The sequence below is a fragment of the Streptococcus sp. KCJ4932 genome, assembly GCF_004352745.1.
GTDB lineage: Bacteria > Bacillota > Bacilli > Lactobacillales > Streptococcaceae > Streptococcus > Streptococcus ruminicola.
This window is the reverse complement of the sequence record NZ_SJWW01000002.1, coordinates 1-25999: the sequence shown is the minus strand read 5'-3', so window position 1 is coordinate 25999 and position 25999 is coordinate 1. Positions and strand designations below refer to the sequence as shown.

Annotated in this window: 23 protein-coding genes; 5 read left to right on the top strand and 18 right to left on the bottom strand. The window is 36.7% G+C overall.

The annotated features are described in order from the left end of the window. Positions 1-10 precede the first annotated feature (10 nt). The 7 genes from E0E02_RS01170 to metK all read right to left on the bottom strand — a co-directional run bounded on the left by E0E02_RS01170 (position 11) and on the right by metK (position 7492). The gene (locus E0E02_RS01170) at positions 11-931 is read right to left on the bottom strand and encodes a YihY/virulence factor BrkB family protein (protein WP_074559668.1); all 921 of its coding nucleotides are present in this window, start codon (positions 929-931) and stop codon (positions 11-13) included. 1 nt (position 932) lies between these two features. Continuing rightward, on the bottom strand, positions 933-1793 hold the full coding sequence (locus E0E02_RS01165) for a methionyl aminopeptidase (RefSeq protein ID WP_133017614.1): 861 nt from the start codon (positions 1791-1793) through the stop codon (positions 933-935). Between the two features lie 112 nt (positions 1794-1905). Further along, positions 1906-3189, bottom strand: coding sequence for a CBS-HotDog domain-containing transcription factor SpxR (gene spxR / locus E0E02_RS01160; protein WP_074563377.1), 1284 nt, complete (start codon positions 3187-3189; stop codon positions 1906-1908). After that, the gene (locus E0E02_RS01155) at positions 3182-3736 is read right to left on the bottom strand and encodes a GNAT family N-acetyltransferase (protein ID WP_074564748.1); all 555 of its coding nucleotides are present in this window, start codon (positions 3734-3736) and stop codon (positions 3182-3184) included. Before E0E02_RS01155 ends, spxR begins: the two co-directional genes overlap by 8 nt. Before the next feature lie 77 nt (positions 3737-3813). Next, complete coding sequence (locus E0E02_RS01150; RefSeq protein ID WP_039697159.1) at positions 3814-5073, bottom strand: UDP-N-acetylglucosamine 1-carboxyvinyltransferase; 1260 nt, start codon at positions 5071-5073, stop codon at positions 3814-3816. Positions 5074-5339: 266 nt separating this feature from the next. Further along, positions 5340-6185, bottom strand: coding sequence for an AraC family transcriptional regulator (locus tag E0E02_RS01145; protein WP_133017613.1), 846 nt, complete (start codon positions 6183-6185; stop codon positions 5340-5342). Between the two features lie 116 nt (positions 6186-6301). Then, positions 6302-7492: a methionine adenosyltransferase gene (gene metK / locus E0E02_RS01140; protein ID WP_074563374.1), complete on the bottom strand. Its 1191-nt coding sequence runs from the start codon at positions 7490-7492 to the stop codon at positions 6302-6304. A 385-nt stretch (positions 7493-7877) separates the two neighbouring features. Between metK and birA the strand changes: the two genes are divergently transcribed. After that, positions 7878-8810: a bifunctional biotin--[acetyl-CoA-carboxylase] ligase/biotin operon repressor BirA gene (birA, locus tag E0E02_RS01135; protein ID WP_133017612.1), complete on the top strand. Its 933-nt coding sequence runs from the start codon at positions 7878-7880 to the stop codon at positions 8808-8810. Here the strand turns inward: birA and E0E02_RS01130 are convergent. After that, a complete protein-coding gene (locus tag E0E02_RS01130; protein WP_039697242.1) occupies positions 8791-8985 on the bottom strand; it encodes a DUF3272 family protein in 195 nt (64 codons plus the stop codon). The two genes, birA and E0E02_RS01130, sit on opposite strands and share 20 nt — an antisense overlap. Before the next feature lie 329 nt (positions 8986-9314). Between E0E02_RS01130 and E0E02_RS01125 the strand changes: the two genes are divergently transcribed. The 3 genes from E0E02_RS01125 to E0E02_RS01115 are packed head-to-tail and all read left to right on the top strand — an operon-like array spanning position 9315 to position 12934. Further along, positions 9315-9905, top strand: coding sequence for a TetR/AcrR family transcriptional regulator (locus tag E0E02_RS01125; RefSeq protein WP_133017611.1), 591 nt, complete (start codon positions 9315-9317; stop codon positions 9903-9905). A gap of 14 nt (positions 9906-9919) precedes the next feature. Next, positions 9920-10627: an ABC transporter ATP-binding protein gene (locus tag E0E02_RS01120; RefSeq protein WP_133017610.1), complete on the top strand. Its 708-nt coding sequence runs from the start codon at positions 9920-9922 to the stop codon at positions 10625-10627. A 6-nt stretch (positions 10628-10633) separates the two neighbouring features. Then, on the top strand, positions 10634-12934 hold the full coding sequence (locus E0E02_RS01115) for an FtsX-like permease family protein (RefSeq protein ID WP_133017609.1): 2301 nt from the start codon (positions 10634-10636) through the stop codon (positions 12932-12934). A 71-nt stretch (positions 12935-13005) separates the two neighbouring features. On the opposite strand, the gene dnaX is transcribed toward E0E02_RS01115, so the two are convergent. The 8 genes from dnaX to udk all read right to left on the bottom strand — a co-directional run bounded on the left by dnaX (position 13006) and on the right by udk (position 21229). After that, on the bottom strand, positions 13006-14685 hold the full coding sequence (gene dnaX / locus E0E02_RS01110; protein ID WP_133017608.1) for a DNA polymerase III subunit gamma/tau: 1680 nt from the start codon (positions 14683-14685) through the stop codon (positions 13006-13008). Further along, on the bottom strand, positions 14685-15182 hold the full coding sequence (locus E0E02_RS01105) for a GAF domain-containing protein (protein ID WP_014334492.1): 498 nt from the start codon (positions 15180-15182) through the stop codon (positions 14685-14687). The genes dnaX and E0E02_RS01105 overlap by 1 nt, the downstream gene beginning before the upstream one ends. 152 nt (positions 15183-15334) lie before the next feature. Continuing rightward, the gene (gene leuD, locus E0E02_RS01100; protein ID WP_133017607.1) at positions 15335-15925 is read right to left on the bottom strand and encodes a 3-isopropylmalate dehydratase small subunit; all 591 of its coding nucleotides are present in this window, start codon (positions 15923-15925) and stop codon (positions 15335-15337) included. Positions 15926-15937: 12 nt separating this feature from the next. Next, positions 15938-17326 (bottom strand): 3-isopropylmalate dehydratase large subunit, encoded by a 1389-nt coding sequence (gene leuC, locus E0E02_RS01095; protein ID WP_133017606.1) that lies wholly within the window; start codon positions 17324-17326, stop codon positions 15938-15940. Positions 17327-17364: 38 nt separating this feature from the next. Further along, the gene (locus E0E02_RS01090) at positions 17365-17643 is read right to left on the bottom strand and encodes a DUF1294 domain-containing protein (protein WP_133017605.1); all 279 of its coding nucleotides are present in this window, start codon (positions 17641-17643) and stop codon (positions 17365-17367) included. Beyond that, positions 17640-18677: a 3-isopropylmalate dehydrogenase gene (gene leuB, locus E0E02_RS01085; RefSeq protein WP_039697170.1), complete on the bottom strand. Its 1038-nt coding sequence runs from the start codon at positions 18675-18677 to the stop codon at positions 17640-17642. Before leuB ends, E0E02_RS01090 begins: the two co-directional genes overlap by 4 nt. A gap of 45 nt (positions 18678-18722) precedes the next feature. Then, positions 18723-20288 carry a 2-isopropylmalate synthase gene (locus E0E02_RS01080; protein WP_074563365.1) on the bottom strand — a complete coding sequence of 522 codons (1566 nt, stop codon included), beginning with the start codon at positions 20286-20288 and terminating at the stop codon, positions 18723-18725. Between the two features lie 308 nt (positions 20289-20596). Beyond that, on the bottom strand, positions 20597-21229 hold the full coding sequence (gene udk / locus E0E02_RS01075; RefSeq protein WP_039697172.1) for a uridine kinase: 633 nt from the start codon (positions 21227-21229) through the stop codon (positions 20597-20599). Positions 21230-21384: 155 nt separating this feature from the next. Here udk and E0E02_RS01070 point away from each other — a divergent pair, with 155 nt between their 5' ends. Beyond that, positions 21385-22467: a DEAD/DEAH box helicase gene (locus tag E0E02_RS01070; protein WP_133017604.1), complete on the top strand. Its 1083-nt coding sequence runs from the start codon at positions 21385-21387 to the stop codon at positions 22465-22467. 101 nt (positions 22468-22568) lie between these two features. Here the strand turns inward: E0E02_RS01070 and E0E02_RS01065 are convergent, their stop codons facing one another. Both E0E02_RS01065 and E0E02_RS01060 read right to left on the bottom strand, forming a co-directional pair. Beyond that, a complete protein-coding gene (locus tag E0E02_RS01065) occupies positions 22569-24212 on the bottom strand; it encodes a phosphoenolpyruvate carboxykinase (ATP) (RefSeq protein WP_074559644.1) in 1644 nt (547 codons plus the stop codon). A gap of 183 nt (positions 24213-24395) precedes the next feature. Then, entirely contained in the window at positions 24396-25826 is a 1431-nt protein-coding gene (locus E0E02_RS01060) for an NADP-dependent glyceraldehyde-3-phosphate dehydrogenase (RefSeq protein ID WP_133017603.1), read from the bottom strand. Between the last annotated feature and the right edge of the window lie 173 nt (positions 25827-25999).

The window sequence follows — 25999 nt, the reverse complement described above, 5'->3', positions numbered from 1 at the left end:
CCCAAAGGTGTTATTTTTTTTTGCCTCGTTGTGCCAAAAGTGACAACAAATCGCCTCGTCTACTTTCCATTTTTCCTTGACGCAGTTCTTGATAAGTAGCGTTAAAAATAGCTCCTAAAATCAAGATATGGGCAAGAAAGATAAACCATAACATTAATACAAAAATCACGACCGATCCAAATGTTTTAATGTCAACCATTCGTTCAAAAGTTCGTAGAATATAGCTACTAAACAAGTTATTCAAGAACACAATGACGACTGAGGTAAAAATGGTTCCTGGCAAGATATAGCGAAAACGTCGAATTCTGACATTAGGCAGAATAAAATACAGTAACATCAATCCGATAACAATGGTCAAGACAGTCACCGGCTGTGCTAGATTCAAAATCACGGTAGCCATCGTGTCACTTAAATCATAGTATGAATTGATCACTTGCAAAACAGCTTTTGAAAAAGTCGAAAAGATTAAGACGAAAGTCAGTAAGAAAAGAATCAAGAGACTTCCAATTACTCCCACTAATCGACCAATCACAAAATCTCTGTGTTGCGCTACGCCATAGGCTTTATTAATTGCTTTTTGAAGAGAGGTCAACGATTTAGACATAGTCCAAAATGCTGTTAAAGTGGCAACTCCCAAAATACTACCTGAAGGTTTTGAGAAAATATCAATCGTAATAGCCGATACCGATGGGTAAAGGTTAGTTGGCAAATTTTTCTTCATAAATGCCAACAAAATATTAACATCAATGTTCAGATAAGGGAAAATATTAGCTGCAATGACAATCAGCGGAAAGGCTGTCAGCAGTAAATAATAAGCAACAGCAATTGCTGATAAATCAATCTCAGCACTGCGATAGTGTTTTAAATAAACTTGCAGCGGTTGCCACTCTAATTTAGACCATAATTTGTCTAAGAATTGCTTTCGCTTCATCTTAGTAAGTTCTTTCTTCTCCTTGGCTTGTTAGAATAACAGGACCGTCTTTTGTGATAACAAATTGATGTTCGTATTGACATGATAGCCCACCATCAAGGGTTTTGTGAGCCCAGCCAGTTTTCATGTCAGTATCGATTTCCCATGTTCCTGTATTAATCATTGGTTCAACAGTCAATACCATACCTTCGCGCAAACGAAGTCCACGACCTGCTTTACCATAGTGAGGTACCATTGGTTCTTCGTGCATTGTAGGACCAACACCGTGACCTACCAAATCACGAACGACACCGTAGCCGCGGCTTTCAGCATATTCTTGAATCGCTGCACCGATATCACCGATACGGTTACCAACAACAGCTTTTTCAATACCAATATAAAGGCATTCTTTGGTAACATCCATCAGATTTTTAACTTCTTCTGAAACTTCACCAACAGCGTATGCCCAACATGAGTCGGCCACACCACCAGAATATGATTGCGTGTATTTTTTAACTTGTTCAACGTTATCAAAGTTTAGTTTTGATACGTCAACCACTGACTTATCAAGTGGTTCACTCATAACCATATCAACTTTAAGCAAATCGCCTTCTTTTAGGATGTAGTGACGTGGAAAAGCGTGAGCCACTTCATCATTAAGACCACAACATGTAGCATATGGGTAATCCATGATTGAACCATCAACACCAATTTGAAGTGGAAGAACATTTTCTTCTTTACAACGGCGACGAACATATTCTTCAACTTCCCACATGTCAACACCTGGTTTAATAACATCACGTAAACCGATGTGGATAGAAGCAAGGAAATCTCCTGCACGATCCATTGCTTCGATTTCACGAGCTGATTTTAATGTAATCATATTATCTATCTCCTATAATAAACTCTAAAAAGAATCAGTACTCTTAATTATACACTGATAGTCACCAAACTGTCAAAAAGGTAACGTTCTAGTCACTTTTTGATAGAAAAAATTAATTGATTTTTGTCGTTACCAGAGCTTTGGCGACAATTTGATCATCTAAAAGAATTTCAAAATCAATCACCGAGCTACGACGTTTTTCTGTAATAATCCTTGGTTGAATCACCAAACGATCATCAATCTGAACAGCTTGCAAGAAATAAAGCATCAATTGTTCAATAATAATATTCTTTTGGTGTTTTTTCGTTAAGACTCGAACACTAATTTCTTTGATAAATTCGGTCAGAACACCTTGCGCAAAATTTCCTGCATGGTCAATCATCGCTGGTTCAACAATGAATTGGTAAACACCATCTTCTTGCTTCAAATTAGACAGCATCTGATCACTGTAAGTGTAAGGACTTGAATGCTGTAGGTTCTGTAAATTCTCGACAGCCTGACGGCGTGTAATCACTCCAAGTAAAGTCAAATCTTCAGCCACAACTGGCAGCATATTAAGATCTTCAAAAATCATTTTTTGACTAATATTAGCCAGACTCGCTTGCGGTTTAGCTACAATCAAATTGCGAGACATGATACTTTTGATATCAACGTTATTTTCCTTATCAACAACGTCAAACATACTGACAACACCGACAACAAGATTTTTACTATTGACGACTGGAAAACGGACATTCTTGGTTTGCTTAATCAAGGTGTTAAAATCACGAACAGTGTCACCTTCGTGCAAAAATCCGTATTCTGCTTTGACTTGATAAACTTGCTCAACCGTTGTCAAATCTGTCTTAATGCGCAAATTAGACAAAGCATGGTTAATCATCGTGGCAACTGTAAACGTATCGTAATTAGTCACCATGACAGGAATGCCAAGCTCATCAGCTAGACGAATAACAGCTTCTGAGACAGAAAATCCTCCAGTTACCAAAATGGCGTTATGTTTTTCAAGCGCCAGCAATTGGATGTTTTCACGGTCCCCAACAATCAAAAGCCCACCTTTAACCAAATAACGCAAGATATTTTCTTGGGTCATAGCCCCAATTGAAAACTTGCTAAACTCTCGGCTAAGCCCTGCTTTTCCTGCTAAAACCTCCGAATCACTGATACGAGCAATTTCTGAATAAGTCAATCGCTCAATGCGAACGGCAGGTTTCTTTTCGATACGAACCGTTCCACTTCGAGGTCTCGTCTCTACGATACCACGATTTTCGGCTTCTTTGATAGCACGATAAGCGGTCCCATCACTAACATTTAAATGATTAGAAATACTTCGCACACTCACGCGCTTACCAACCGCCAAATTCTCCAGATACTCTAATATTTTCTGATGTTTACTCATAACGATAGTCACCTTTACTCAACTGATAATCAACATAATCGCGCATTTTTCGGCTATAGCGGTCACTTCCCTTGAATTGACGTTTCAAACGAAAACCTGATTTTTGCGCTACTCGCTGACTGGCTATATTTTCTGCATGAGCAATCACATGTAAATTTTGCAGACCTAACTCTTGAAAGCTCAAAAAAGCAAGTGTTTTTAAGCACTCTGTCATTAACCCCTTGCCCCAAAAAGCTTGATTCATAAAATAACCAATTTCTGCTGTCATACGATTATGGTCAAGTTTTTCAAAACGAATACAACCAATCATTTTACGAGTTTTTTTGTCTTCAATCGCCCAAACACCGAGCGGTTCCTTCATAAAATAATGAACCATGAGAAAATCACTTTCCTCATGTGTGGCACGACTTGGAAAAATAAAACGAAGATTATCAGGATTGCTACAAATCTCAAAAAAATCCTGACTATCCTTGTATGTAAAAGGACGTAAATACATGCGTTCTGTTTCAAAAGAGGCATAACGTCCTAAACGCGTCCAAATATCCATGTCCTTATTATAACACACGACTTTAAAATTTGGTTTAGCAGAATTCAAACAAAAAAAGAAGCCCTAAGACTCCTTTCTTATTCTTCGATTAATTTAATATCAGCACCTAAGGCTGTCAATTTTTCGATAATATTTGAGTAACCACGTAAAATAAATTCAACGTTGGTAATTTCTGTTTGACCTTCTGCCATCAAACCAGCTGTCACAAGAGCTGCACCAGCACGCAAGTCTGACGCTTTAACAGGTGCTCCTGTCAATTTATTAGGTCCTTGATAAGCAATACGTCCGCCAACAATTGAAATATCCGCACCCATTCTCACCAATTCAGCGACGTGGTTAGTACGTTTTTCATAGATGGTATCCAAAATCGTACCACGACCTTCTGCCACTAACAACAATGGTGTGATTGGTTGTTGCAAATCAGTTGCAAAACCAGGATATGGTGATGTTTTTACTGAAACAGCTTTTAGAGTTGACTGTTTTTCAACAAAAATAGCATCTTCTTCAACGGTCATACGAACACCCATTTCTTCGAGTTTCGCAATATAGCTCTCTAGGTGTTCATAAAGGACGTTAGTAATACGAACTCCTTCACCGATTGCTGCTGCCATAGCAATATAAGTACCTGCTTCAATACGGTCAGGAATCACTTGATGACGTGTCCCGTGAAGGCTTTCAACACCTTCGATAGTGATAACGTCAGTACCTGCACCGCGTACGTGAGCTCCCATATTGTTCAACAATGTCGCAACATCAATGATTTCTGGTTCACGAGCAGCATTTTCAATGATAGTACGACCTTTAGCTTTTGTCGCAGCAAGCATAGTGTTGATGGTTGCACCAACACTAACAGTATCCATATAGATGTGAGCACCATGAATTGGTTCACCATCTGTTGCAAGACGCATTGCTTCGCCTTCATAAGATACTTGAGCTCCCATAGCCTCAAAAGCTTTCAAGTGAAGGTCAATCGGACGAGGCCCAAGATCACATCCACCTGGAAGTCCAACAGTCGCTTCACCAAATCGGCTAAGCAAACTACCATAGAAATAATAAGAAGCACGCAAGCTATTGATTTTTCCATATGGCATTGGTTGATTTTTAACACCACGTGGATCAATTTCAAGCGTTTCGCCTTCTCGCTTAATCTTAGCTCCCATCACTTCCATAATCTCAATCAAACTATCAACATCGGAAATGGCAGGAACTCCATCCAAAATAACAATATCATCAGATAGAATAGCTGCTGGAATCAAAGCCACAACACTATTCTTAGCACCCGAAATAGCAACCTCTCCCTTTAAAGGTTTGCCACCATTAATAACAATTTTACGCATACATTCAAAACTTTCTGCTAGAATTCAACCTTTACATTTTATCATAGATTATGGCATTTGACAAACTGATTATGGTGAATATTTTGACACTTTGTTAAGATTTTGTCATATTTTTTCGTGTTTTAATATCATAAGCAGAAACTACTACTTTTATTTTTCAAACTTTTTTAGTCAAAAAACTTTAAAATCAAGGTTAAACCTGTTTCAAATGTCTACTTTATGGCAAGTGTAACAAACTGATGGACTTTATTAAAAATATTGGTCAGCTATTTAACCTCTTCTTTAACAATCGGTATCCACAAAGCCATTTCATAATCTTCAGCGTGAATATCTCCTTCTGCATAAACCTCAAAATCTGGAGCACCAGAGTGGCGATAACCATTTTCTGGAAAAAATACTTCAAGAACATATTTCCAAGCTTCGTGAATAGACTCTGGAACATTGCCTCTGACTGGAACAATCGCATACTGCATTTCTGCTACTTCTAAAAGACTCAAGCCCAACTCTTGTGCCTTTTTCTTATCTGTAACATCATATCCCGCTAAGTAATTAAGTCCCACACCAGATGAGAGCTCTGAGCAGACACCAAAACTTTGACCATTTCCTAATGCTTTTAAATCAGCAATATCAAATTTAGCATAGAGTTCATCCCAAACTCCTGGGCAATCTTTACTTTCAATCTGCGATGCTAAAACACCAGCAACCGCAAAAGCCGCTTTCTTTTCAATTGTGATATTCATAGACTTACCTCCACTTACCGTTAATGATAAGTAAACTTTTGGAAATACTTTGTAGGGCATTCCCTTACGAACTTCAGTTGGCGTTGAACCGTGGAATTTTTTAAAAGCTGCGCTAAAACTATCCGCAGAATCATAACCATATTTCATAGCAATATCAATCACCTTATCAGATGACATCTTCAAATCATTAACCGCTTCTGATAATCTACGCTTACGCAAATACTCCGATAAGGTCATATCTGCCAAGACAGAAAATAAGCGAGAAAACATAGCATAGGAATATCCTGATAAGTGTTGAACTTTTTGTTTATCAATTTCGGTCGTTAATACACTTTCAAGGTAGGTCATTGTTTGATTAAATCGTGAAATCATTACCCTCACCTCCTACTGTATAGTCTAGCAAAAGATTGAAAGATTTTCCCCTTATTTTTAAAACAAAAAATCTAGGATAAAAAAAACGCCGCACTATCAGTGCAACGTTTCTATATTTATTTTACAGCTTCTTTCAAAGCATCGACTTTATCAAGTTTTTCCCATGGAAGATCGATATCTGTACGTCCCATGTGTCCGTAAGCAGCTGTTTGACGGTAAATTGGACGTTTCAAATCAAGCATCTTAATGATACCTGCTGGACGAAGGTCAAAGACTTCACGAACAGCAGCTTCCAATTTGCTTTCAGCAACTGTGTTAGTACCAAATGTATCAACACGAACTGAAACTGGATGTGCCACACCGATAGCATAAGCTAATTGCACCTCTGCTTTGCTTGCAAAACCAGCAGCAACAATATTTTTAGCGATGTAACGTGCAGCGTATGATGCAGAACGGTCAACTTTTGTAGCGTCTTTACCAGAGAAAGCACCACCACCATGACGTGCATAACCACCGTAAGTATCAACGATAATCTTACGACCAGTCAAACCAGAATCCCCTTGAGGACCACCGATTACAAAACGACCAGTTGGATTGATGAAGAATTTAGTCTTGTCATCAAGGTATTTAGCTGGAATAACTGCTTTGATGACTTTTTCAATCACGTCATTGTGAATTTGTTCGTTGGTTGCTTCTGGGTCATGTTGAGTTGAGATAACGACAGTATCGACACGAACTGGTTTGTCATTTTCATCATATTCAACTGTGACTTGTGATTTCGCATCTGGACGAAGGTATGAAATTTCGCCTGATTTACGCAAATCTGCCAATTTTTTAACCAATTTGTGAGAAAGTGAAATTGGCAATGGCATCAATTCTGGCGTTTCATCAACAGCAAAACCAAACATCAAACCTTGGTCACCAGCACCAATCAAGTCAAGTGGATCTTGATCGGCATTTCCACGAACCTCTAATGCTTCGTTAACCCCTTGTGCAATATCAGGTGATTGTTCAACCAATGATGGATGAACACCAACTGATTCAGCAGCGAAGCCATACTCAGCATTTGTATAACCGATTTCTGCGATAGTATCGCGAACAATACGGTTAATATCAACATAAGCTGTTGTTGAAATTTCTCCAAAAACATGGACTGACCCAGTGTATACAGCTGTTTCTGCTGCAACGTGTGCATCAGGATCTTGTTCCAACACAGCATCTAAAATAGCATCTGAAATTTGGTCTGCAATCTTATCTGGATGCCCCTCAGAAACTGATTCAGACGTGAAAAGTTTACGTTCTGACATAAAAATGTCCCCCCATATCATTAATTTTTCATTTTAATACCTATAGGCATTAAAATGTCGGGAATTTTTCCCTTTCGAAACCTCCACATTAAAAGTAGACATTTCTAATGAGTTACAAAGTACCAATCTAAATCATCTAAAAAGAGATGGCACGGTCAATAGCGTGTTAGTCAAGTTAGCGAAATCGCAGATAATACTGAAGAATATCAAGATGAGCTAACGAAGAAGAACACACTATTAAACCGCCAGATTGTCTTATCGGGACTCATTGACTAGAATATTGTACCACGTTTTACCCAAATTGCCTATAGAAAAATTCTTACCATTTCGTAACAAATTCATTTTTCATTAAGAATATTTAGAAAAAATATATTATACTATTGATATGAAAACCTACGAAAAAATTTATCATTATTTACAAAACCAAAATGATTACATTAGCGGAGAAACGTTAGCAAATGAGTTCGAGCTTTCTAGGACCGCTATTTGGAAAGCCATCAAGACTTTAGAAGAAAAAGGCGTTCAGATTGATTCTGTTAAAAAACGTGGCTATAAAATTCTCTCAGGTGACTTGCTACTTCCGGAAATCATTTCTAAAGATTTAAAGATAGCCGTTAGTCTCAACGAAAAAAGCCAATCAACTCAATTAGATGCTAAAAATCATTTAGATGAAGATAAAGAAGCGCACCTCTACTTAGCTCCAAGTCAAGAGCAAGCCAAAGGACGCTTTGGTAGACAATTTTTTGCCTCAAAACAAGGTGGCATTTATATGTCATTTCACCTTAAACCAAATGTTCCTTTTGAAGAAGTGAAACCTTATACACTCATGGTAGCCTCAAGCGTTGTTAAAGCCATTTCGCGACTAACTGGCATCGAAACAGACATCAAATGGGTCAATGACATCTATTACAATGGTAAAAAAATCGCTGGCATTTTAACTGAAGCTATCTCATCGGTTGAAACTGGCTTGATTACCGATGTTATTATCGGCGTTGGCATTAATTTTCACGTTACGGATTTTCCAGATGATATTTCAAAAAAAGCTGGCTCACTTTTTTCTGAGCAACCTAGCATCACGCGCAACCAACTCATCACCGAAATTTGGAAACTCTTCTTCACTATTCCAGAAAAAGATTTAATCAAAGTTTACAAAGAAAAATCACTTGTCTTAGATAAACAAGTGACTTTTACAGAAAATGATTGTCTATACTCAGGAATCGCCCAAGACATTACCAATCAAGGGCATCTGATTGTCAAACTTGACAATGGTCAAGAAAAATTGCTTCGTAGCGGTGAAATCAGTCTTTCTTCTTGGTAGTTGATGTTAGGGTCTGCAAGACCTTATCAACCGTGTAGGCACGTTGAAGGTCACGTAGCAAAAATAACCCCCAAAAGAAAGCAAAGAAATAATCTCCATTAAATAAACATTCATTAAAAAAGTAGGTTTCAAAGGCGCACATGAGTGCCATTAAAATAAAACGTCTTATAGTCATATCTTTATTATAGCATAGATAGCTGCTTTTAGCAGTTTTCGCTGGTAGGATTTCACGTTAAAAGGAAGTTTCGATTGAAACTTCCTTTTAATCTTCTACTTTGTTAATTTTATCTGCTAGAAAATCAAAACCTTCTGGAATGAAAGAGTCATCTTTAACTTCTTCTTGAACAGGTGCTTGTTTTTGTTTTTTCAGACATGACTGTTATGTCGTTGCATACCTTTATAGTTTTTTTGTCAAGGACTATTTGATATTTTTTAAAAAAAATTATATAATCACTGTGACTAAAAAAAGTTTTTTTAGTCACGAATAAACTATGAGGTGATAAGATGTCAAAAGGATTCACACCCGAAGAAAAAAGCGCAATCACTACTGCATTAATCGATGCATTTGAAGATGAATTACGTTTTCAAAAAATTAATAAGATTACAGTTGATGAACTAGTTAAAAAGGTTGGTATTTCTAAAGGTTCATTCTATAATTTTTTCCCTTCTAAAGAAATTCTATTCTTTCATGTAGTAACTAATATTCAGCAAAAATTAATTACTGAAATAGTTTCTATTGTAAACAAAAAACAACAGCCTAACAAAAAAAAGCTGAAATTAATTTTATTACTTATTTCTGAAAGACTACAGAATTACCCTTGGATTCATGAATTGGATGGAGTTGAGTTTGAAAAAGTTTTGAGGAAACTACCTCAGAATTTGAAAGAAACTCTTATTTCTCAAGATATTATTGATGTAGAAAATATCTTAGAACAATTACATCTTGAATCAACAATTCCCACTTCTCGACTTGTTGTGATGATTCAAATTATCCTTTTCTCAACTATTAGAGCTAAAGACTTCGGGAAACAATATAACAATGCTCTAAAAACAATTATCGACTCTTTAGTAGATAACTTTTTTGATGAAAAATAGGAGGAAATTACAATATGAATAAAAATATTATACAGCTTACTAATGTCTGTAAGATTTTTCAAACGAATAATATAACAGTAAAGGCTGTTAATAATATTTCTTTTAATATTGAAAAGGGAGAATTCGTAGTGATCCTAGGAGCTAGCGGAGCAGGAAAAACAACGCTATTAAACTTACTTGGAGGTATGGATTCTCCAACTTCTGGAGATATCATAGTTGATAATGATAATATTTCAAAATACACTAACAAACAATTAATATCCTACAGAAGAGATAAAATAGGTTTTGTCTTTCAATTTTATAATCTTATTTCTAACTTAACTGCTTTAGATAATGTCAAATTTGCTAGCAATTATGTAAAAAATCCTCTTAACGCTGAAGAAACTTTATCCAAAGTCGGATTAAAAGAACGTTATAATAATTTTCCTGCCCAACTTTCTGGCGGGGAACAACAGCGTGTCGCTATTGCCAGAGCTGTTGCCAAAAATCCACTACTTCTACTATGCGATGAGCCAACGGGCGCTCTTGATTCTTTCACCAGTAAAGAAGTTTTAAAATTACTTCAAGAAATAAATCAAAAAGATCATAAAACAATAATAATCATTACTCACAATGCTGAAATTGCAAAAATTGCTGATAAAGTTATAAAAATTAAAAATGGTACAATTGACAATCTCTATTTAAATAAACAAAAAGCAAATATTAACGATTTAGACTGGTGATTTATTATGATTTATATTATTAAAAGTTTCTTTAAAGACATAAGGAAAAATTTTTCTCAAATTTCTACAATATCAATTATCATAGCTATTGGAGTGGCATTTTTTATAGGACTTTCTTCTGCTTACGACACCCTTAATACGTCTATTTCAAACTATTATGAAACTTCAAATTTATCAGATGTGTATGCTACAGGTAATGGTATTTCAACTATTACCTCTAGCATCAAGAAATTAAAAGAAATTAAATCGATTGAAAATCGTATACAAATTTTAGGGCAGTATCACGATTCAGATTTAGTGATTAATAGCAATACACATAAAATAAATAAAGTATCTATTTTAGAAGGAAGACTTCCTAATAACGAATCATCTGAAATTGCTTTGGATCACCTTTTTATGACGAAAAATCATCTAAAAGTGGGGGATTCAATTAAAATAAAAGTGTTGGGGATTGAAAAAAACGTTAAAATATCCGGTAAAATCCAATCAGCCGAGTTTCTCTACCAAATCAAAGACCCTAGTCAGCCCGTTCCAAATCATAAAACATATGGCTACGCCTTTATGAATAAAAAGTATTTAGAGAATAATTTTCAACTCATTCCAAATCAACTCCTAATTACAGTTAGTGGCACTAATAAAAAAGCGTTAGTAAAAAAACTAGAAACAAAATTTAAAAACTTAAACTTTGTCTCTAGTGATAAAAATGTTAGCTACGCTATGTTTAAGTCTAAGTTAAAAACAATTAGTGCTATGAAATTTATTTTACCTCTTATTTTTTGTCTGCTATCCGTACTTATCACATTGGTAAGCATGGGCCGCTACGTCGAAAATCAAAGACAGACTTTAGCTATTTTTAAAGCAAATGGGCAACCTAATAGAATTATTTACTCTAGTGTTTTAATTTTGCCGACACTAACAGTAATACTCGGAAGTTTCATAGGTAGCTTTTTAGGAATTTTAATTTTTCCAAAACTACTCATAAGTACCCTAACTATTCTTTTTGATTTTCCAAAACTCAACTCCCCAAGTATTGCAATTTCACTTGGTGTTTTCATACTACTGCTTTTAATTTTAGAAAACTCAATTACATTTCTTACATGCTGGAAAATAATACAAGAAAAACCAGCAAGTCTATTAAGACCAAAATTATCTAAAACAGCTACTCACTCAATCCTAGAAAAAATCCCATTTATATGGGATAATCTAAGTCTAGAAAATAAACTTGTATTTAATAATATCAAATTAAATAAGAGACGCTTTATTTTCAGTTCAATCGGAATTATCTTTTCAGTTTGTCTAATCATTTCATCCATTGGACTAAATTTTTCACTATCAGATATTATCAAAACAGAATTTGAAGTAAATAGAAAATATGATATTTGTGCAACACTAACCCAACCTCAAAATAAACAAGCGTTAATAAATTATAAATTGAGTGCAGTTAAATCTTATACTCCTTATTCGGTAGTACCAGTTCAAATTGGTTCTAAATCAACAAAGTTAAATATCATTGACAATAGTAATCATTCAATCAACTTACTTAATTCCAAAAATAAATCAATAAATATCAACAAGGCAAACGGAGTATTCATCTCCGAAAAATTACTGTCAGAATTAAATTTAAAGACTAATGACAATATTAAATTGTCAATAACTGATACTACTGGTAATACAAAAATAATTACTACAAAGGTAACAGGAACATACTTAAGTTATACTAATCAAGGATTATACACCAATTTTGATTATTTGGATAAAAAAGGGATTACTATACCGATTTCTAATATCCTTGTCAAAAGCAATGACATAAGAAAAACTAAAAATAGTCTTTCAAATAATCCGTATTTCTCCACTTATACAGTAAAAGATAATCAAAAAATAGATTACACAGTTGCTAGTCAATCTATTTACAAAATGATTGTATTAATGATTGTTGCTTCTGCACTATTATTATTTACAATCATTTATAACATAAGTTCTATTAACATATTTGAACGTACAAGAGATATTGCCACAGAAAAAGTGTTAGGTCTAATAGATTCTGAAATTAACTCATTAATACTAAGAGAAAATCTTATTTTGGTTGTTCTTTCAACTATGATTGGAAGCCTCCTTAGTTATAAGTTTTATCTTATGTTATGTCGTAATCTAGCTCCCGATGATATGGCTTTCCCAAGTGTATTAAATGTAAAAAGTTTTCCAATCTCTTACATACTCATACTAATTTTCCTAATCATTACTAATCTTTTCTTAAAACCTAAAATCAAGAAAATTAACATGCTTGAATCTCTAAAAAGTGTTGAATAAAATTTCTAATTAACTTCCCCCGTAATACCATAATTTATTCACTTAAAAAAGCCCAACAAAATGTTGGGCTTTTAATCTTCTACTTTGTTAATTTTATCTGCTAGAAAATCAAAACCTTCTGGAATGAAAGAGTCATCTTTGACTTCTTCCTCTACTGGGTTTTGCTTTTTCTTTTTAAGATTTTGAGCAAATTCAGTTCGGATGCTGTTAAAGTCTTTTCTAGGCACAGCCAAAATATTTGGTGAGAAACCAGCAGCTTTACTCATGATATTACCAAACATGTCATTAAGGTCTGTTCGTTTCATGGCTTGCTCGGCATTAAAGGCTGCATCAAAAGCTAAAATGGCATTTTCGCTATTTGCAAGAACTGGTTCAGAACCAAGCAAAAGTGCGCGGTCTTGAGCTGAAATGCTATCCAAAATTTCATTCCAAGCGCCTTTAAGGGCTTCAAGATACTCTCTTGATTTCTGACTATCTACGATTGTCTCTTCCATAATCGTCAAAATCTTAACACGATCAACCTTGTATTGATAACTTGCCTTAGATTTTTTACGGCTTGGCGCCTTTTGTGAAATTGCAGAGCTATCTAGTTTAGCTAGTTCATCTTTCAAGTCCTTGATTTCTGACTGTAGTCTTGCAAGTTCATCTGATAAACCTTCTGGTACTTGGGCTAGAGCTGCTTGTTTACCTGATTCTGATAATTGAATGGTTAACATTTCAGCATAAATTTTAGGCTGAACACCGTTTTTTATTTCAGGTAAGGCTTTGGTCACCAAGTCAATCATCGCAAAAATACGCTCTTGTTGAACATTAGCCAAATTCTCTTGAAAAACTTGACTCGTGTGTGTATTTTCACCGCCACTTTGAACCACTAATAAATCACGAAGATAGTTCAATAAATCTGTGGCAAAACGACTCATGCTCTTGCCACTATCGAAAATTGTTTCAAGATTTGTCAGAGCTTGGCTTGTTTGATTGGCTAAAATATTTGCTACAAAATCATCCAGAGCTGTCATTGAAATACTGCCTGTGATTTCTTCAGCAATGCCAAGTGAGACATGATTATCACTTGTAAGACTTAGTGCTTGGTCAAGAATAGATAAAGCATCACGCATTCCACCTTCTGCGCAGCGTGCAATCAAGGTCAAAGCATCTTCTTCGTATGTAATGCCTTCTTTGCCAAGAATATTAGCCAAATGGTCTCGAATAGCCGCTAACTTAATCGCTTTAAATTCAAAACGTTGAACACGTGACAAAATTGTCGCAGGAATTTTATGCAGTTCAGTAGTCGCTAAGATGAAAACAACATTTTCTGTTGGTTCTTCTAAGGTTTTTAGAAGCGCATTAAATGCCCCCGTTGAAAGCATGTGAACTTCATCGATGATATAAACTTTATAAGTGGCACGACTTGGTGCATAGGTTGACTTATCACGAATTTCACGAATTTCATCAACCCCATTATTAGACGCCGCATCAATCTCAATGACATCTTCAAGACTACCATTTGTAATATCACGACAAATATCGCAATGATTACATGGTTCACCATTGACCTGGTGAGGGCAGTTCATAGCCTTTGCAAAAATTTTAGCGGCACTGGTTTTACCAGTTCCTCGTGGACCTGAAAACAAGTAAGCATGGCTGATTTTGCCAGAAGAAACTGCTTGTTTTAAAGTCGTTGAAATAACCGTTTGCCCAACCATTTCATCAAAGGTTTGGCTACGGTATTTTCGATAGAGGGCTTGATACATTATTTTTCAACTCCAAACATATCTAGATTCCAATATGATTTTTCGACAAGAATAGCTGCAAATTTTTCAAGATACTCTTGGTCAACAGCATCATAATCATCTGTCAAACGTGAATCCAAATCTAAAACACCAACAAGTTTGTCATCTTTAACCATTGGAACAACGATTTCACTCATGGCAGCAGAATCACATGCAATGTAGTTGGCGTGTTTTGTCACATCTGCAACAATCATTGTTTCGCGTTTAGCTGCTGATTCTCCACAAACACCTTTACCAAGTTTAATGTGTACGCAAGATACCCCACCTTGGAATGGCCCAAGAAGCAACTCTTCACCATTGAAAAGGTAAAAGCCAGTAAAAACAGAATTTGGCAAAGTCATCTTCAAGAGCGCACTTGCATTTGAAAGGTTAGACAACAAGTTTTTTTCGTTAGCAAACAAAGCATTTGCTTGCGCTAACATGATTTCATAATTCTCAATTTTCTTAGTATTTTCCATAAGCTTAATTATATCAAAAAAAGCCTGCTTCGTCATACTTTGAAAAAATGATATTTGGGTGAATTTGATGTAAAAAAGAGCTGAGACAATGGCATCTCAACTCAATTTATATTAAAATGACTGCTTAGTTAGGTTGCCTACTGCTTAATACTTTATTGCCAGTAACTTGGACGATTTTTTTCGTAGGCTGAAATCAATTCTTCATACTGAAGAGTAATCCCGATATCATCAAGACCAAGAACAAGCTTACGTTTCCACTCACTATCGATTTCAAATGGAAATTCGCCAGCTGATGATTTGATGACTTGATTTGGTAAATCAATGGTAATTTCTTCTCCTGCAGGTAGCGCAGCTAATTTTTGACGCACTTCCAATGGTTGAACAATGGGAAGCATGCCATTTTTTAATTCATTGTTGTAATGAATGTCTGAAAACGAACCCGCAATCACACAACGAAAACCATAATCTTCAAGTGCCCAGGCAGCATGTTCACGTGATGACCCTGACCCAAAATTATCTCCAGAAATTAAAATCGTCGCATCACGATATTCAGGCTGATTAAAGATAAAATCTGGATTTTCATCGTAATTATCATTTAAATAACGCCATTCAAAAAGGAGATCTTTTCCGAAACCTTTTTTATCAACAGCTTTTAAAAATTGCTTTGGAATCAGTTGGTCAGTGTCAATATTATCATTCATCAAAGGGACAGACTTCCCTGTATAGACGGTAAATTTTTCCATGGTCTCTCTCCTTTATTCTACTTCTGATAGTTGACGAACATCTACAAATTTACCAGCAATCGCTGCCGCTGCCGCCATGGCAGGACTACAAAGATGTGTCCGAGCTCCAAAACCTTGGCGCCCTTCGAAGTTACGGTTACTTGTTGAGGCACAATGTACACCTTCTGGCACATGGTCTGGGTTCATTCCAAGACACATTGAACAGCCTGGCTCACGCCATTCAAAGCCAGCATCCAAGAAAATCTTATCAAGTCCAAGTCGCTCAGCTTCTTTCTTAACAGGACGAGACCCTGGAACAACGATAGCTGTCAATTTTGGAGAAATGTGTTTTCCTTTAACAATTTTAGCTGCTAATTGAAGGTCTGAAAGACGAGCATTGGTACAAGAACCGATAAAGACATAACCAAGGTCAATATCTTCTGCTTTCTCACCCGGTTTCATGTCCATGTAGTGATAGGCACGTTCGTCATTCATGTCTTTGATTTCTGGGAATGGTTGACCAAATTCAACACCCATTTCAGGGTTTGTCCCCCAAGTCACCATAGGTGCCAAGTTAGAAACATCGATAGTGATTACCTTGTCGTACTCTGCATCAGGATCAGAAACTAATGTCTTCCAATCTTCTACAGCTTGCTCAAATTTATCACCTTTTGGTGCAGCCTCACGACCTTTCACATAATCAAAGGTCTTTTGATCTGGGTTCATCAAGCCCATTTTAGCACCAAATTCAATCGACATATTGGCAATGGTCATGCGTTCATCCATTGAAAGAGCATCAATAGCTTCACCACAATATTCGACCGCATAACCCACGCCAGCATCAACACCATATTTAGCAATCAAAGCCAAAATAAAGTCTTTTGAATAAACCCCATTTTGTGGTTTTCCGACAAACTCGACCTTCATTTTTTTAGGTTTCACTTGCCAAATGCATTGTGTCGCAAACACATGCTCCACTTCTGATGTTCCAATACCAAAAGCAATAGCTCCAAAAGCGCCATGTGTCGCCGTATGGCTGTCCCCGCAGACAATAAATTTGCCAGGTTGACTGCGTCCTGTTTCCGGACCAACCATATGAACAATCCCTTGACGTTCGCTTCCATGTGTTGCTGCGTCAATACCAAATTCTTCAACGTTTCTTGCAAGAGTGTCAATTTGATTTTTTGAAATCAAATCACGAATATTGAAAATGTCAACCGTTGGAACATTATGGTCAGTTGTTCCAAATGTTAACTCTGGACGACGCACTTTACGATCAGCATCTCTAAGACCTTGAAAGGCCTGCGGACTTGTTACTTCATGAATATAATGCTGATCCACATACATAAGCTGAGGTTCGCCTTCTTCACCAGTAATCACGTGACGTTCCCAAAGCTTATCAAAAATCGATTTTCCGCTCATATTTTCCTCCACTGTCTTTACTCTTATCTTTTTAGTATTTAATGCCACACGACTGAAATCCAATAAATAAAAGCAATATCAATAATAATCCCTAAATACCAAGACGCTTTAAAATACCACTTTAATGTTTTGTGATGAAATATCTTTCCACCAAGAAAAGCTCCAAGACCACCAAGCAAGATACTTTCCCACAACAATGTCTTTTCAGGAATTCGCCAATGGCCAGACTTAGCTTTTTGTTTATCAACCCCATAAGTGATAAAAACAAAAACATTCCAAAAGATAAAAGCAAGGACTGTATAATCTTTTAAACTCATAGATTTGCAATAATGGCTGCTGTCATTTCTGCTGTTGTTGCCTGACCACCTAGATCACGTGTCAAAATACCTTGGTTAAAGGTCTTGTCGACAGCTTCTTCAATCATTTCTGCCCCAGCAAGTTCCCCGAAACTTTCACGAAGCATCATCGCAACAGACAAAATCATGCTGACTGGATTTGCAATACCTTTGCCAGCAATATCTGGTGCTGAGCCATGAATTGGTTCATAAAGACTTGGCCCATTTTCTGAATGGCTAGCTGAAGGCATTACGCCAAGAGTTCCTGGAAGCACACTTGATTCATCAGACAAAATATCACCAAATAAATTTTCAGTTACCACAACATCAAAACGTGATGGATTAGTAATCATAATCATGGCTGCGCTATCTACCAATTGGTGTTCCAAAGTCACATCTGGGAATTCTAGCGCAACTTCTTCAGCCACTTTTCGCCATAATTTTGATGTTGCCAAAACATTTTGTTTGTCAATGCTAGTCACTTTTTTGCCACGAACTTGTGCCAATTCAAAAGCTTTTCGAATGATGCGACGGATTTCTTGAGCAGAGTAGTCATTGATATCACGCGCAGCTTCATCTTCTAATTTGTGTTCGCCAAAATAAATGCCACCTGTCAATTCACGAACCACCACAAAATCTACACCTTCAATGCGTTCAGGTTTTAATGGTGATAAGTGTTTAAGCGCATCAAAAATACGAACAGGACGGATATTAGCAAACAGATTCAATTCTTTACGAATAGCAAGTAAGCCTTGCTCTGGTCGAACTGTTGCATTATCGTATTTTGGTCCACCAATAGCTGCTAACAAAATAGCATCCGCAGCTTTGGCAGCATCCAATGTATCTTTTGGTAGGGGATGACCACAAGCGTCAATCCCTGCACCACCAAAAGGTTTAGCATCGATATCATAATCAAATCCAATCTTATCAGCAACAGCTTCAAGAACTTCAAGACCTGCTGCCATGATTTCTGGTCCGATACCATCACCAGCCAATGTCACAATTTTTTTAGTCATCCTTGTATCACTCGCAAGAAAATACGTTACTTGCTCTATCCTTTCTTAATCATTTGTTGGCACATCACGGAATGAAACAGCCTTGCCAATTTCTCCCGCATTTTCCTTTTGAACCAAAGCATTAGCATTCACATAAGCAATGGCACCAGCTTTAAGAACATCAAAATCAATACCTGAGGCGTTAAAAATAGTACCTGTATCATCATTTTCGACTGAAACGGATACGCGCGCTTGAGAATCAATACCATCTGTCACGGCATCCATAGTGTAGCTAAGCAGACGAACTTTTTGGTTGAAGAATTTATCAACGGCATTGTAGACAGCTTCAACAGAACCTTTACCATCAGCTGTTACATCGACTTCTTCATCCTCAGCATTAATCATTGTCACTTCAGCAGTAACCGTTTCGTCTGGATTAGATGTCAATTTCAAATCACCAAAGTGGAAGCCTTCAGGATTTTCAATTTCTGTTCCAGCAACCAAAGCACGGATATCAGCGTCTGTAATTTCTGTTTTCTTATCAGCCAACTTTTTGAATTTACCAAAGAGTGGTTTAATTTCAGCCTCTTCAAACGCAATTTCAAGTTCTTTTAATTTTTCAACAAAAGCATGTCGACCTGAAAGTTTTCCAAGAGGAAGTGAGTTATGCTTAACCCCAACAAGCTCTGGTGTAATGATTTCATAAGTAAGTGGATTTTTAAGCACACCATCTTGGTGAATCCCTGATTCGTGTGAAAAGGCATTTCCACCAACAACTGCTTTATTTTTAGGAATTGGAATACCTGAGAAGCGAGAAATCAATTCTGAGGTGTTAACTGTTTCATTAAGAACAATATCTGACGTTGCTTGATAGTAATCTTCGCGGATATTAAGAGCTACTGCAACTTCTTCAAGGGCAACGTTACCTGCGCGTTCACCGATACCATTGACCGTACCTTCAATACGTCCTGCACCATTTTTAATGGCAGCAAGTGTGTTAGCTGTCGCCATTCCAAGGTCATCGTGACAGTGCGGACTAAAGATAATTTCACGGTCAGATGTTACATTTTCAATAAGGTATTTGAAAATATGCCCAAACTCTTCAGGCGTTGTAAACCCAACAGTATCAGGAATATTAATGTAAGTTGCGCCAGCATCTACCGCTGTTTGAACCACTTGAAGAAGATAATCAAGTTCCGTTCTAGTAGCATCTTCTGGAGAAAATTCTACCACATCAAATTTACTACGCGCATAAGTTACATGTTCTTTGATAATATCAAGAATTTCTTCTTTTGTCTTTTTCAGTTTGTATTCACGGTGAATTGGACTTGTCGCGATGAAGACGTGACATTGCGGGTATTTAGCATCTTTCAAAGCTTCATAGCAAGCATCGATATCGGCTTTGACTGAACGAGCCAATCCTGACACCGCTGTTGTTGTCATAGCTTCAGCAATTTGGCGAACAGCTTCAAAAGAATCTGGGCTAGCAGCTGGGAATCCAGCCTCAATTGATGCAATGCCCCATTTTTCAAGTTGCTTAGCAATCGCAACTTTTTCTTTAACTGAAAAATTCACCCCTGGCGTTTGTTCGCCATCACGAAGAGTGGTATCAAGAAATTCAACTTTACGCATAGTAACCTCTTTCTAATTCTAGCAAAAACAATAAGATAAAAATAAAAACATCTCACGGTCAAGCGAGATGTTTTTATCCCGCTTGGTAAGCCAAACAGGACTAATGCTTATGCTGCACTAGCCCTCATTACGCAATAGCAAGACTGTCATTGTTGCGAATGTCATTGACTTATTTTCCCTTCGATGTTTTTCGTTTTTTAACATAATACCCCTTTCTAAGGTAAAAGTCAACAGAATAATCTAAATAAAACAAATTTTCTGAAAATAATTACTAAAAGTAAAAAGAGCTGGATTTTCCAGCCCTTCACTTATTCTTCATTTTCTTTCAAAATTGCAGCAATTTTAGTGTTAATAAGGTCAATCGCGACAACGTTTGAAGCACCTTCTGGGATGATGATGTCAGCATAACGTTTTGTTGGTTCGATAAATTGGTGGAACATTGGTTTAACCACAGAAGTGTATTGTTCAATAACACTATCAAGGCTACGTCCACGTTCTTCCATATCACGTTTAATACGACGGATGATACGGATATCGTCATCAGTATCAACAAAAAGTTTGATATCCATCAAATCACGAAGACGTTTGTCTTCAAGAACCAAGATACCTTCAACGATGATAACATCTTGAGGTTCTTGACGATATGTTTTTTCACTACGAGTGTGTAGTGTGTAGTCGTAAATTGGAATATCTACTGGGCGACCTGCAATCAATTCATTGATGTGTTCAATCATCAAATCAGTATCAAAAGCAAGTGGGTGGTCATAGTTAGTTGAAACACGCTCTTCAAAAGTCAAATGGCTTTGATCTTTGTAGTAAGAATCGTGTTGAATCATAGCAATTTTTTGGTCTTGAAAGTTAGCCAAAATTGCTTTAGAAACGCTGGTTTTTCCGCCTCCAGAACCACCAGTCACACCAATAATAATAGGTTTTTTACGCATTTATTACTCCAAATAAAAAATATTTCCTATCTATTCTACTACTTTTTTTAAAATTTTCAAACATTGAAATCCCTTACTTGCCCTTTAAATAAAAAAAGTTAGCTTTTTCTATGTTATAATGAAGTAAAGACTAGATAGAATAGAAAAGGAAACCTATGATTTCACAATTTCCACAAGTTTGGCAAGAACAGCTAAAATCACTTAGCTTTTCAGAGCTGACAGACATTCAAAAACAGGTATTTGAGCCTATTTCACAAGGAGATAACTTACTCGGCATTAGCCCGACTGGTACTGGTAAAACCCTAGCTTATCTCTTTCCCGCACTTCTAAAATTAAAGCCTAAAAAATCTCAGCAATTGCTTATCTTAGCTCCAAATACCGAGTTGGCTGGGCAAATTTTTGAAGTTACAAAAACATGGGCTGAGCCATTAAACCTGTCTACACAACTCTTTATTTCTGGCTCAAGCCAAAAACGTCAAATCGAACGTTTGAAAAAAGGTCCTGAAATTCTTGTCGGAACACCAGGTCGTGTCTTTGAACTCGTTAAACATAAAAAAATCAAAATGATGAACGTTGATACCATCATCTTAGACGAATTTGACGAATTGCTTAGCGATTCACAATATCACTTTGTTGAAAATATCATTCACCGTGTTCCGCGCGACCATCAAATGATTTACATGAGCGCAACAGATAAAGTTGATCCTGAAGTTTTAGCTGAAAATACGATTACTATCGATCTTTCTGACCAAAAACTTGACCAGATTGCTCACTACTACATTTCAGTTGACAAGCGTGACCGTGTTGAATTGCTTCGTAAATTCGCAAACATTCCTGATTTTCGTGGTCTCGTCTTCTTCAATAGCCTTTCAGACCTCGGTGCAGCTGAGGAACGCTTACAGTTCAACCGCACATCTGCTGTTTCTTTAGCCTCAGATATCAATGTAAAATTCCGTAAAGTCATCCTTGAAAAATTCAAGAATCATGATATCTCACTTCTTCTGGGAACAGATTTGGTGGCACGCGGTATCGATATTGACAATCTTGAATATGTCATCAATTTTGAAGTTGCTCGTGATAAGGAAACCTACACACACCGTGCTGGCCGTACAGGACGTATGGGAAAATCAGGTGTTGTTATCACATTTGTCAGCCACAAAGAAGACTTGAAAAAACTTAAAAAATACGCACCTGTTTCAGAAGTTTACCTAAAAAATCAAAAATTACATTTGAAATAAAAGCAAAAAGAGGCTAGGACAAAATGTCTAGCCTCTTTTTTTATGTTCCTAAAATATGGCAATATCCAATCAATGTCAACTTTCTCGTGATTTTGATTGTACTATTTCAAATTATTAATCACTTTTTCCAAACGTGAAATGGCTTCTACTGGCAAAGCAAGTTTTGGGTTGTTTTGGTTGAATGAAAGCAAATAATTCAAACGGAACTGCATACGTGAACGGATGAGTTGTTTATACTTGCTGTCAAAATGATGAACAGGGTATTCTGCCAAATCCAAATATTGGAAACCTTCGATTGGTCCAAAATCTTTAAACTCAGCATCACCATCAACTAACTTTTCAATAATACCTAAAGAAACTTCTTTCGGAATACTTTGTCCCATGTAAGTACCAGTATTGATGATGTAACAATCAACATCTCCTTCAAATAGTGAACGGAATTTTTGATAATCTTCAACGAGCGGATAAACCCTAAATGGGTTGGCAAATGGTTCGATGACAAGTGTTTGTTTATTTCCTTCAATATTTTCAGCACTTGACCGTTTAGTCATCAAGGTACATCCCATCGTTGCTGCCATGAGAGGGTCATTAACCTTAATCAATGGAGGTAGAGAATCGTCTTTCATAATCCAAAAGATGGCATTAATCGGCTCTTCGATATGGTCAACACGATTTGGTGTCGCAAAACGAGATTTAACCGTTCGACCGTTACCATTTCGGATATCTTCTGTCATCAATTTTTTACGACCATTTTCATCCAAAGTCACCCCGCAGTTTTGAACTGTCACAAAGAAATCTTGTTCAGGATGTCCTGTTGGGTAATCATTTGTCTTATCAAAATATGATGGTTCTAGGGCAATTGATGAGCCATCTTTTTCAGAAATAACAAAAGCATCATCGTGTAGAACTTTGATATCATATTTTCCATTATGTTTAGCGTGAGTCAAAGTAGATTTTCCTGAACCTGACAAACCAAAGAATGAAGCTACATAATCCTTCTGACCTTCTTTTCCTTGGAAAATCTTCAAACCACCGTGGCATGACACGTAACCATTACGTGCAGCTGTTCCCCAGGCAAGTGTCAAAGTCGCTTTCTTCAATTCACCAAAATAATTGAGTCCTAAAATAGCTACACAGTTGTGATTAGTATCAAAATAGACCAAACCATCTGGGTAATCTGGATGAGACCATCTTGGATTAAAGAAGACAAAAATATCATCTTCATTGTAGACCTTAGAAACTTTCAAACGATTTTTGAATTCTTCATCTAGAATTTGGAAATTCAATAACCATGAATAAAGATTATTGACTTCTTCTTCTGGCACCATCAAATGGGCGCGTACCATGAATTTTTCATCTAACCCAACAATAGCATCAGCTTTGTAAAATTGACGACGATGTGCTTGATAGACAGCACTTCTGACAATGGATAACAAACGCTCATCTTCCTCTTCGTCTTGGCCAAAAATTCGACGGGCTTTAGCTGTTCGTCCAACGACTGCACCAGAATTTGTTAACAACACACGAGCATAGGAAGGCAGTCCCAATTCCTTAGTATGAATGACAGGCATGTCTAAAATCACTGTACCTGCAGCATTTGAAGCCAGTTGATATGCCTCTTCTAAGGTTTTAATTGGGTGAACCTGGTTTTCATAAAATGCTGTTTCGACAATAGTTTTTAATGCAGAAAAATACGGACTTGATTTGCGCATTTCTAAAGTTGAAAATTGATTACGTGTTACCATTTTCTACCTCCTATTGTATGGTTAATTTCATTCTACCAAAAAAGTATGCGTTTTCATAATTAAAAGTGTAAAAATATTAGAAAAAAGAAATAATTTCTAAAAATTTTCAAAAAAAGAACAACTTCCCTTCCTCTATTTCTGAAAAAACAAAAAGGCTAGAACAATGTTCTAACCTTAAATGTATTATTTGGCAATATCAAATACAGTAGATTTGACAGTTGTCATAGCTTCAATTGAATATTTCACACCTTGTGTTCCAGCACCAGATTTCTTAGCACCAAGGAATGGGAAGTTATCTGTACCACGTTGTGTTTTATTGTTAATGTGAACAGTACCCACTTCAAGTTGTTCAGCAATCTTGAATGCCAATGGGAAGTTGTTTGTAAATACAGAAGCTTGAAGACCGTATTCAGATTTGTTTGAAATTTCGATAGCTTCTTCAACTGAGTTTACACGGATAAATGGAAGGACTGGACCAAATGGTTCTTCCCAAGCCAAGCGCATGTCAGTTGTTACATTATCGAACAAGACTGGGCTGATAAGGTTACCTTCACGTTTGAATGAGATAACTTCTTTAGCACCTTTTTCTTGAGCATCTTTGATAAGACCTTCAACATAGTCAGCAGCTTTTGTATCGATAAGTGGAGTGATATCAGCGTTATCTTCTGGCATACCAACAGTCAAGTCGTTAACAAGTGCAGAAACTTTTTCAACTAATTTGTCAGCAATGCTATCCATAACAAGAACACGTTTTACAGCTGTACAACGTTGTCCTGAGTATCCATAAGCACCAGCAACGATGTTTTTAGCAGCCAAGTCAAGATCAGCATCTTCAAGGATGATAGCTGAGTCTTTACCACCAAGTTCAAGCATGATTGGACGCATACCAGCCAAGTGACCAATGTGTTCACCAACTGGTGTTGAACCAGTGAAGTTGATGTAGTTAACAGCTTCGTGTTCTACAATATAGTCACCGATAACAGAACCACGTCCAGTGATTGTGTTAAATACACCTGCAGGAAGTCCAGCTTCAGCAAATGCTTCAGCCAAAAGAAGACCTGAGATAGAACCTTGCGTAGGTGGTTTAAGGGCAACAACATTCCCTGAAATAAGGGCAGGAGCAATCTTAGAACCTGCAAGGTTGATTGGGTAGTTAAATGGTGAAATAGCAAGTACCAATCCTACTGGTTCGCGACGAACAATAGCGATTTTTTTCTTGCTTGCTGGATCAAAGCTTCCACCTTCAAGAACTTCACCTTCAAGACGTACGCCTTCTTCAGCGGCATAGTTAATGATTTCAGCAGTACGGATAACTTCTCCAACAGCTGATTTGTAACCTTTAGCAATTTCTTTTGAAAGAACAGCACCGATTTTTTCAGCGTCACGTACCAAAATATCAGCTGCTTTGTGAAGGTATTCAGCACGTTCAACATATGAAAGTGCACGCCATGCTTTTTGAGCTGCTTTGGCTGATGCATAAACATAGTCAACTTCTTCTTGGCTCATTGCAGGAACAGAACCAAGTTCTTCACCAGTTGCGGGAGCGTAAATTTTGATTTCTTCTTTAGAAAGTTTCCACTCACCGTTGACGTAATTTTTATATTGTTTAGTCAAGCGATATCTCCTTTTAAATGTGATAACTCCATTTTATCACTTTTTTAGCTTTTTTCAATATTTTAACACGAAAAAATTCTGAAAATTTAGACAAAAACTTTGCGGTGTCAAATAGTTATAATTATAAAACTTATAAATAATGTTTATAATCCCATTGTAATACCTCTATGTGC

Bases quoted from the DNA above. Each gene is read 5' to 3' on its own strand.
- E0E02_RS01065 (WP_074559644.1), bottom strand. From the start codon at position 24,212: ATGGTAACACGTAATCAATTTTCAACTTTAGAAATGCGCAAATCAAGT.
- E0E02_RS01120 (WP_133017610.1), top strand. From the start codon at position 9,920: ATGAATAAAAATATTATACAGCTTACTAATGTCTGTAAGATTTTTCAA.
- E0E02_RS01165 (WP_133017614.1), bottom strand. From the start codon at position 1,793: ATGATTACATTAAAATCAGCTCGTGAAATCGAAGCAATGGATCGTGCA.
- E0E02_RS01155 (WP_074564748.1), bottom strand. From the start codon at position 3,736: ATGGATATTTGGACGCGTTTAGGACGTTATGCCTCTTTTGAAACAGAA.
- metK (WP_074563374.1), bottom strand. From the start codon at position 7,492: ATGTCAGAACGTAAACTTTTCACGTCTGAATCAGTTTCTGAGGGGCAT.
- leuC (WP_133017606.1), bottom strand. From the start codon at position 17,326: ATGAGCGGAAAATCGATTTTTGATAAGCTTTGGGAACGTCACGTGATT.
- E0E02_RS01170 (WP_074559668.1), bottom strand. From the start codon at position 931: ATGAAGCGAAAGCAATTCTTAGACAAATTATGGTCTAAATTAGAGTGG.
- E0E02_RS01105 (WP_014334492.1), bottom strand. From the start codon at position 15,182: ATGGAAAATACTAAGAAAATTGAGAATTATGAAATCATGTTAGCGCAA.
- E0E02_RS01130 (WP_039697242.1), bottom strand. From the start codon at position 8,985: ATGACTATAAGACGTTTTATTTTAATGGCACTCATGTGCGCCTTTGAA.
- E0E02_RS01070 (WP_133017604.1), top strand. From the start codon at position 21,385: ATGATTTCACAATTTCCACAAGTTTGGCAAGAACAGCTAAAATCACTT.
- E0E02_RS01145 (WP_133017613.1), bottom strand. From the start codon at position 6,185: ATGATTTCACGATTTAATCAAACAATGACCTACCTTGAAAGTGTATTA.
- spxR (WP_074563377.1), bottom strand. From the start codon at position 3,189: ATGAGTAAACATCAGAAAATATTAGAGTATCTGGAGAATTTGGCGGTT.
- birA (WP_133017612.1), top strand. From the start codon at position 7,878: ATGAAAACCTACGAAAAAATTTATCATTATTTACAAAACCAAAATGAT.
- dnaX (WP_133017608.1), bottom strand. From the start codon at position 14,685: ATGTATCAAGCCCTCTATCGAAAATACCGTAGCCAAACCTTTGATGAA.
- udk (WP_039697172.1), bottom strand. From the start codon at position 21,229: ATGCGTAAAAAACCTATTATTATTGGTGTGACTGGTGGTTCTGGAGGC.
- E0E02_RS01080 (WP_074563365.1), bottom strand. From the start codon at position 20,288: ATGCGTAAAGTTGAATTTCTTGATACCACTCTTCGTGATGGCGAACAA.
- leuB (WP_039697170.1), bottom strand. From the start codon at position 18,677: ATGACTAAAAAAATTGTGACATTGGCTGGTGATGGTATCGGACCAGAA.
- E0E02_RS01090 (WP_133017605.1), bottom strand. From the start codon at position 17,643: ATGAGTTTAAAAGATTATACAGTCCTTGCTTTTATCTTTTGGAATGTT.
- E0E02_RS01115 (WP_133017609.1), top strand. From the start codon at position 10,634: ATGATTTATATTATTAAAAGTTTCTTTAAAGACATAAGGAAAAATTTT.
- E0E02_RS01125 (WP_133017611.1), top strand. From the start codon at position 9,315: ATGTCAAAAGGATTCACACCCGAAGAAAAAAGCGCAATCACTACTGCA.
- leuD (WP_133017607.1), bottom strand. From the start codon at position 15,925: ATGGAAAAATTTACCGTCTATACAGGGAAGTCTGTCCCTTTGATGAAT.
- E0E02_RS01150 (WP_039697159.1), bottom strand. From the start codon at position 5,073: ATGCGTAAAATTGTTATTAATGGTGGCAAACCTTTAAAGGGAGAGGTT.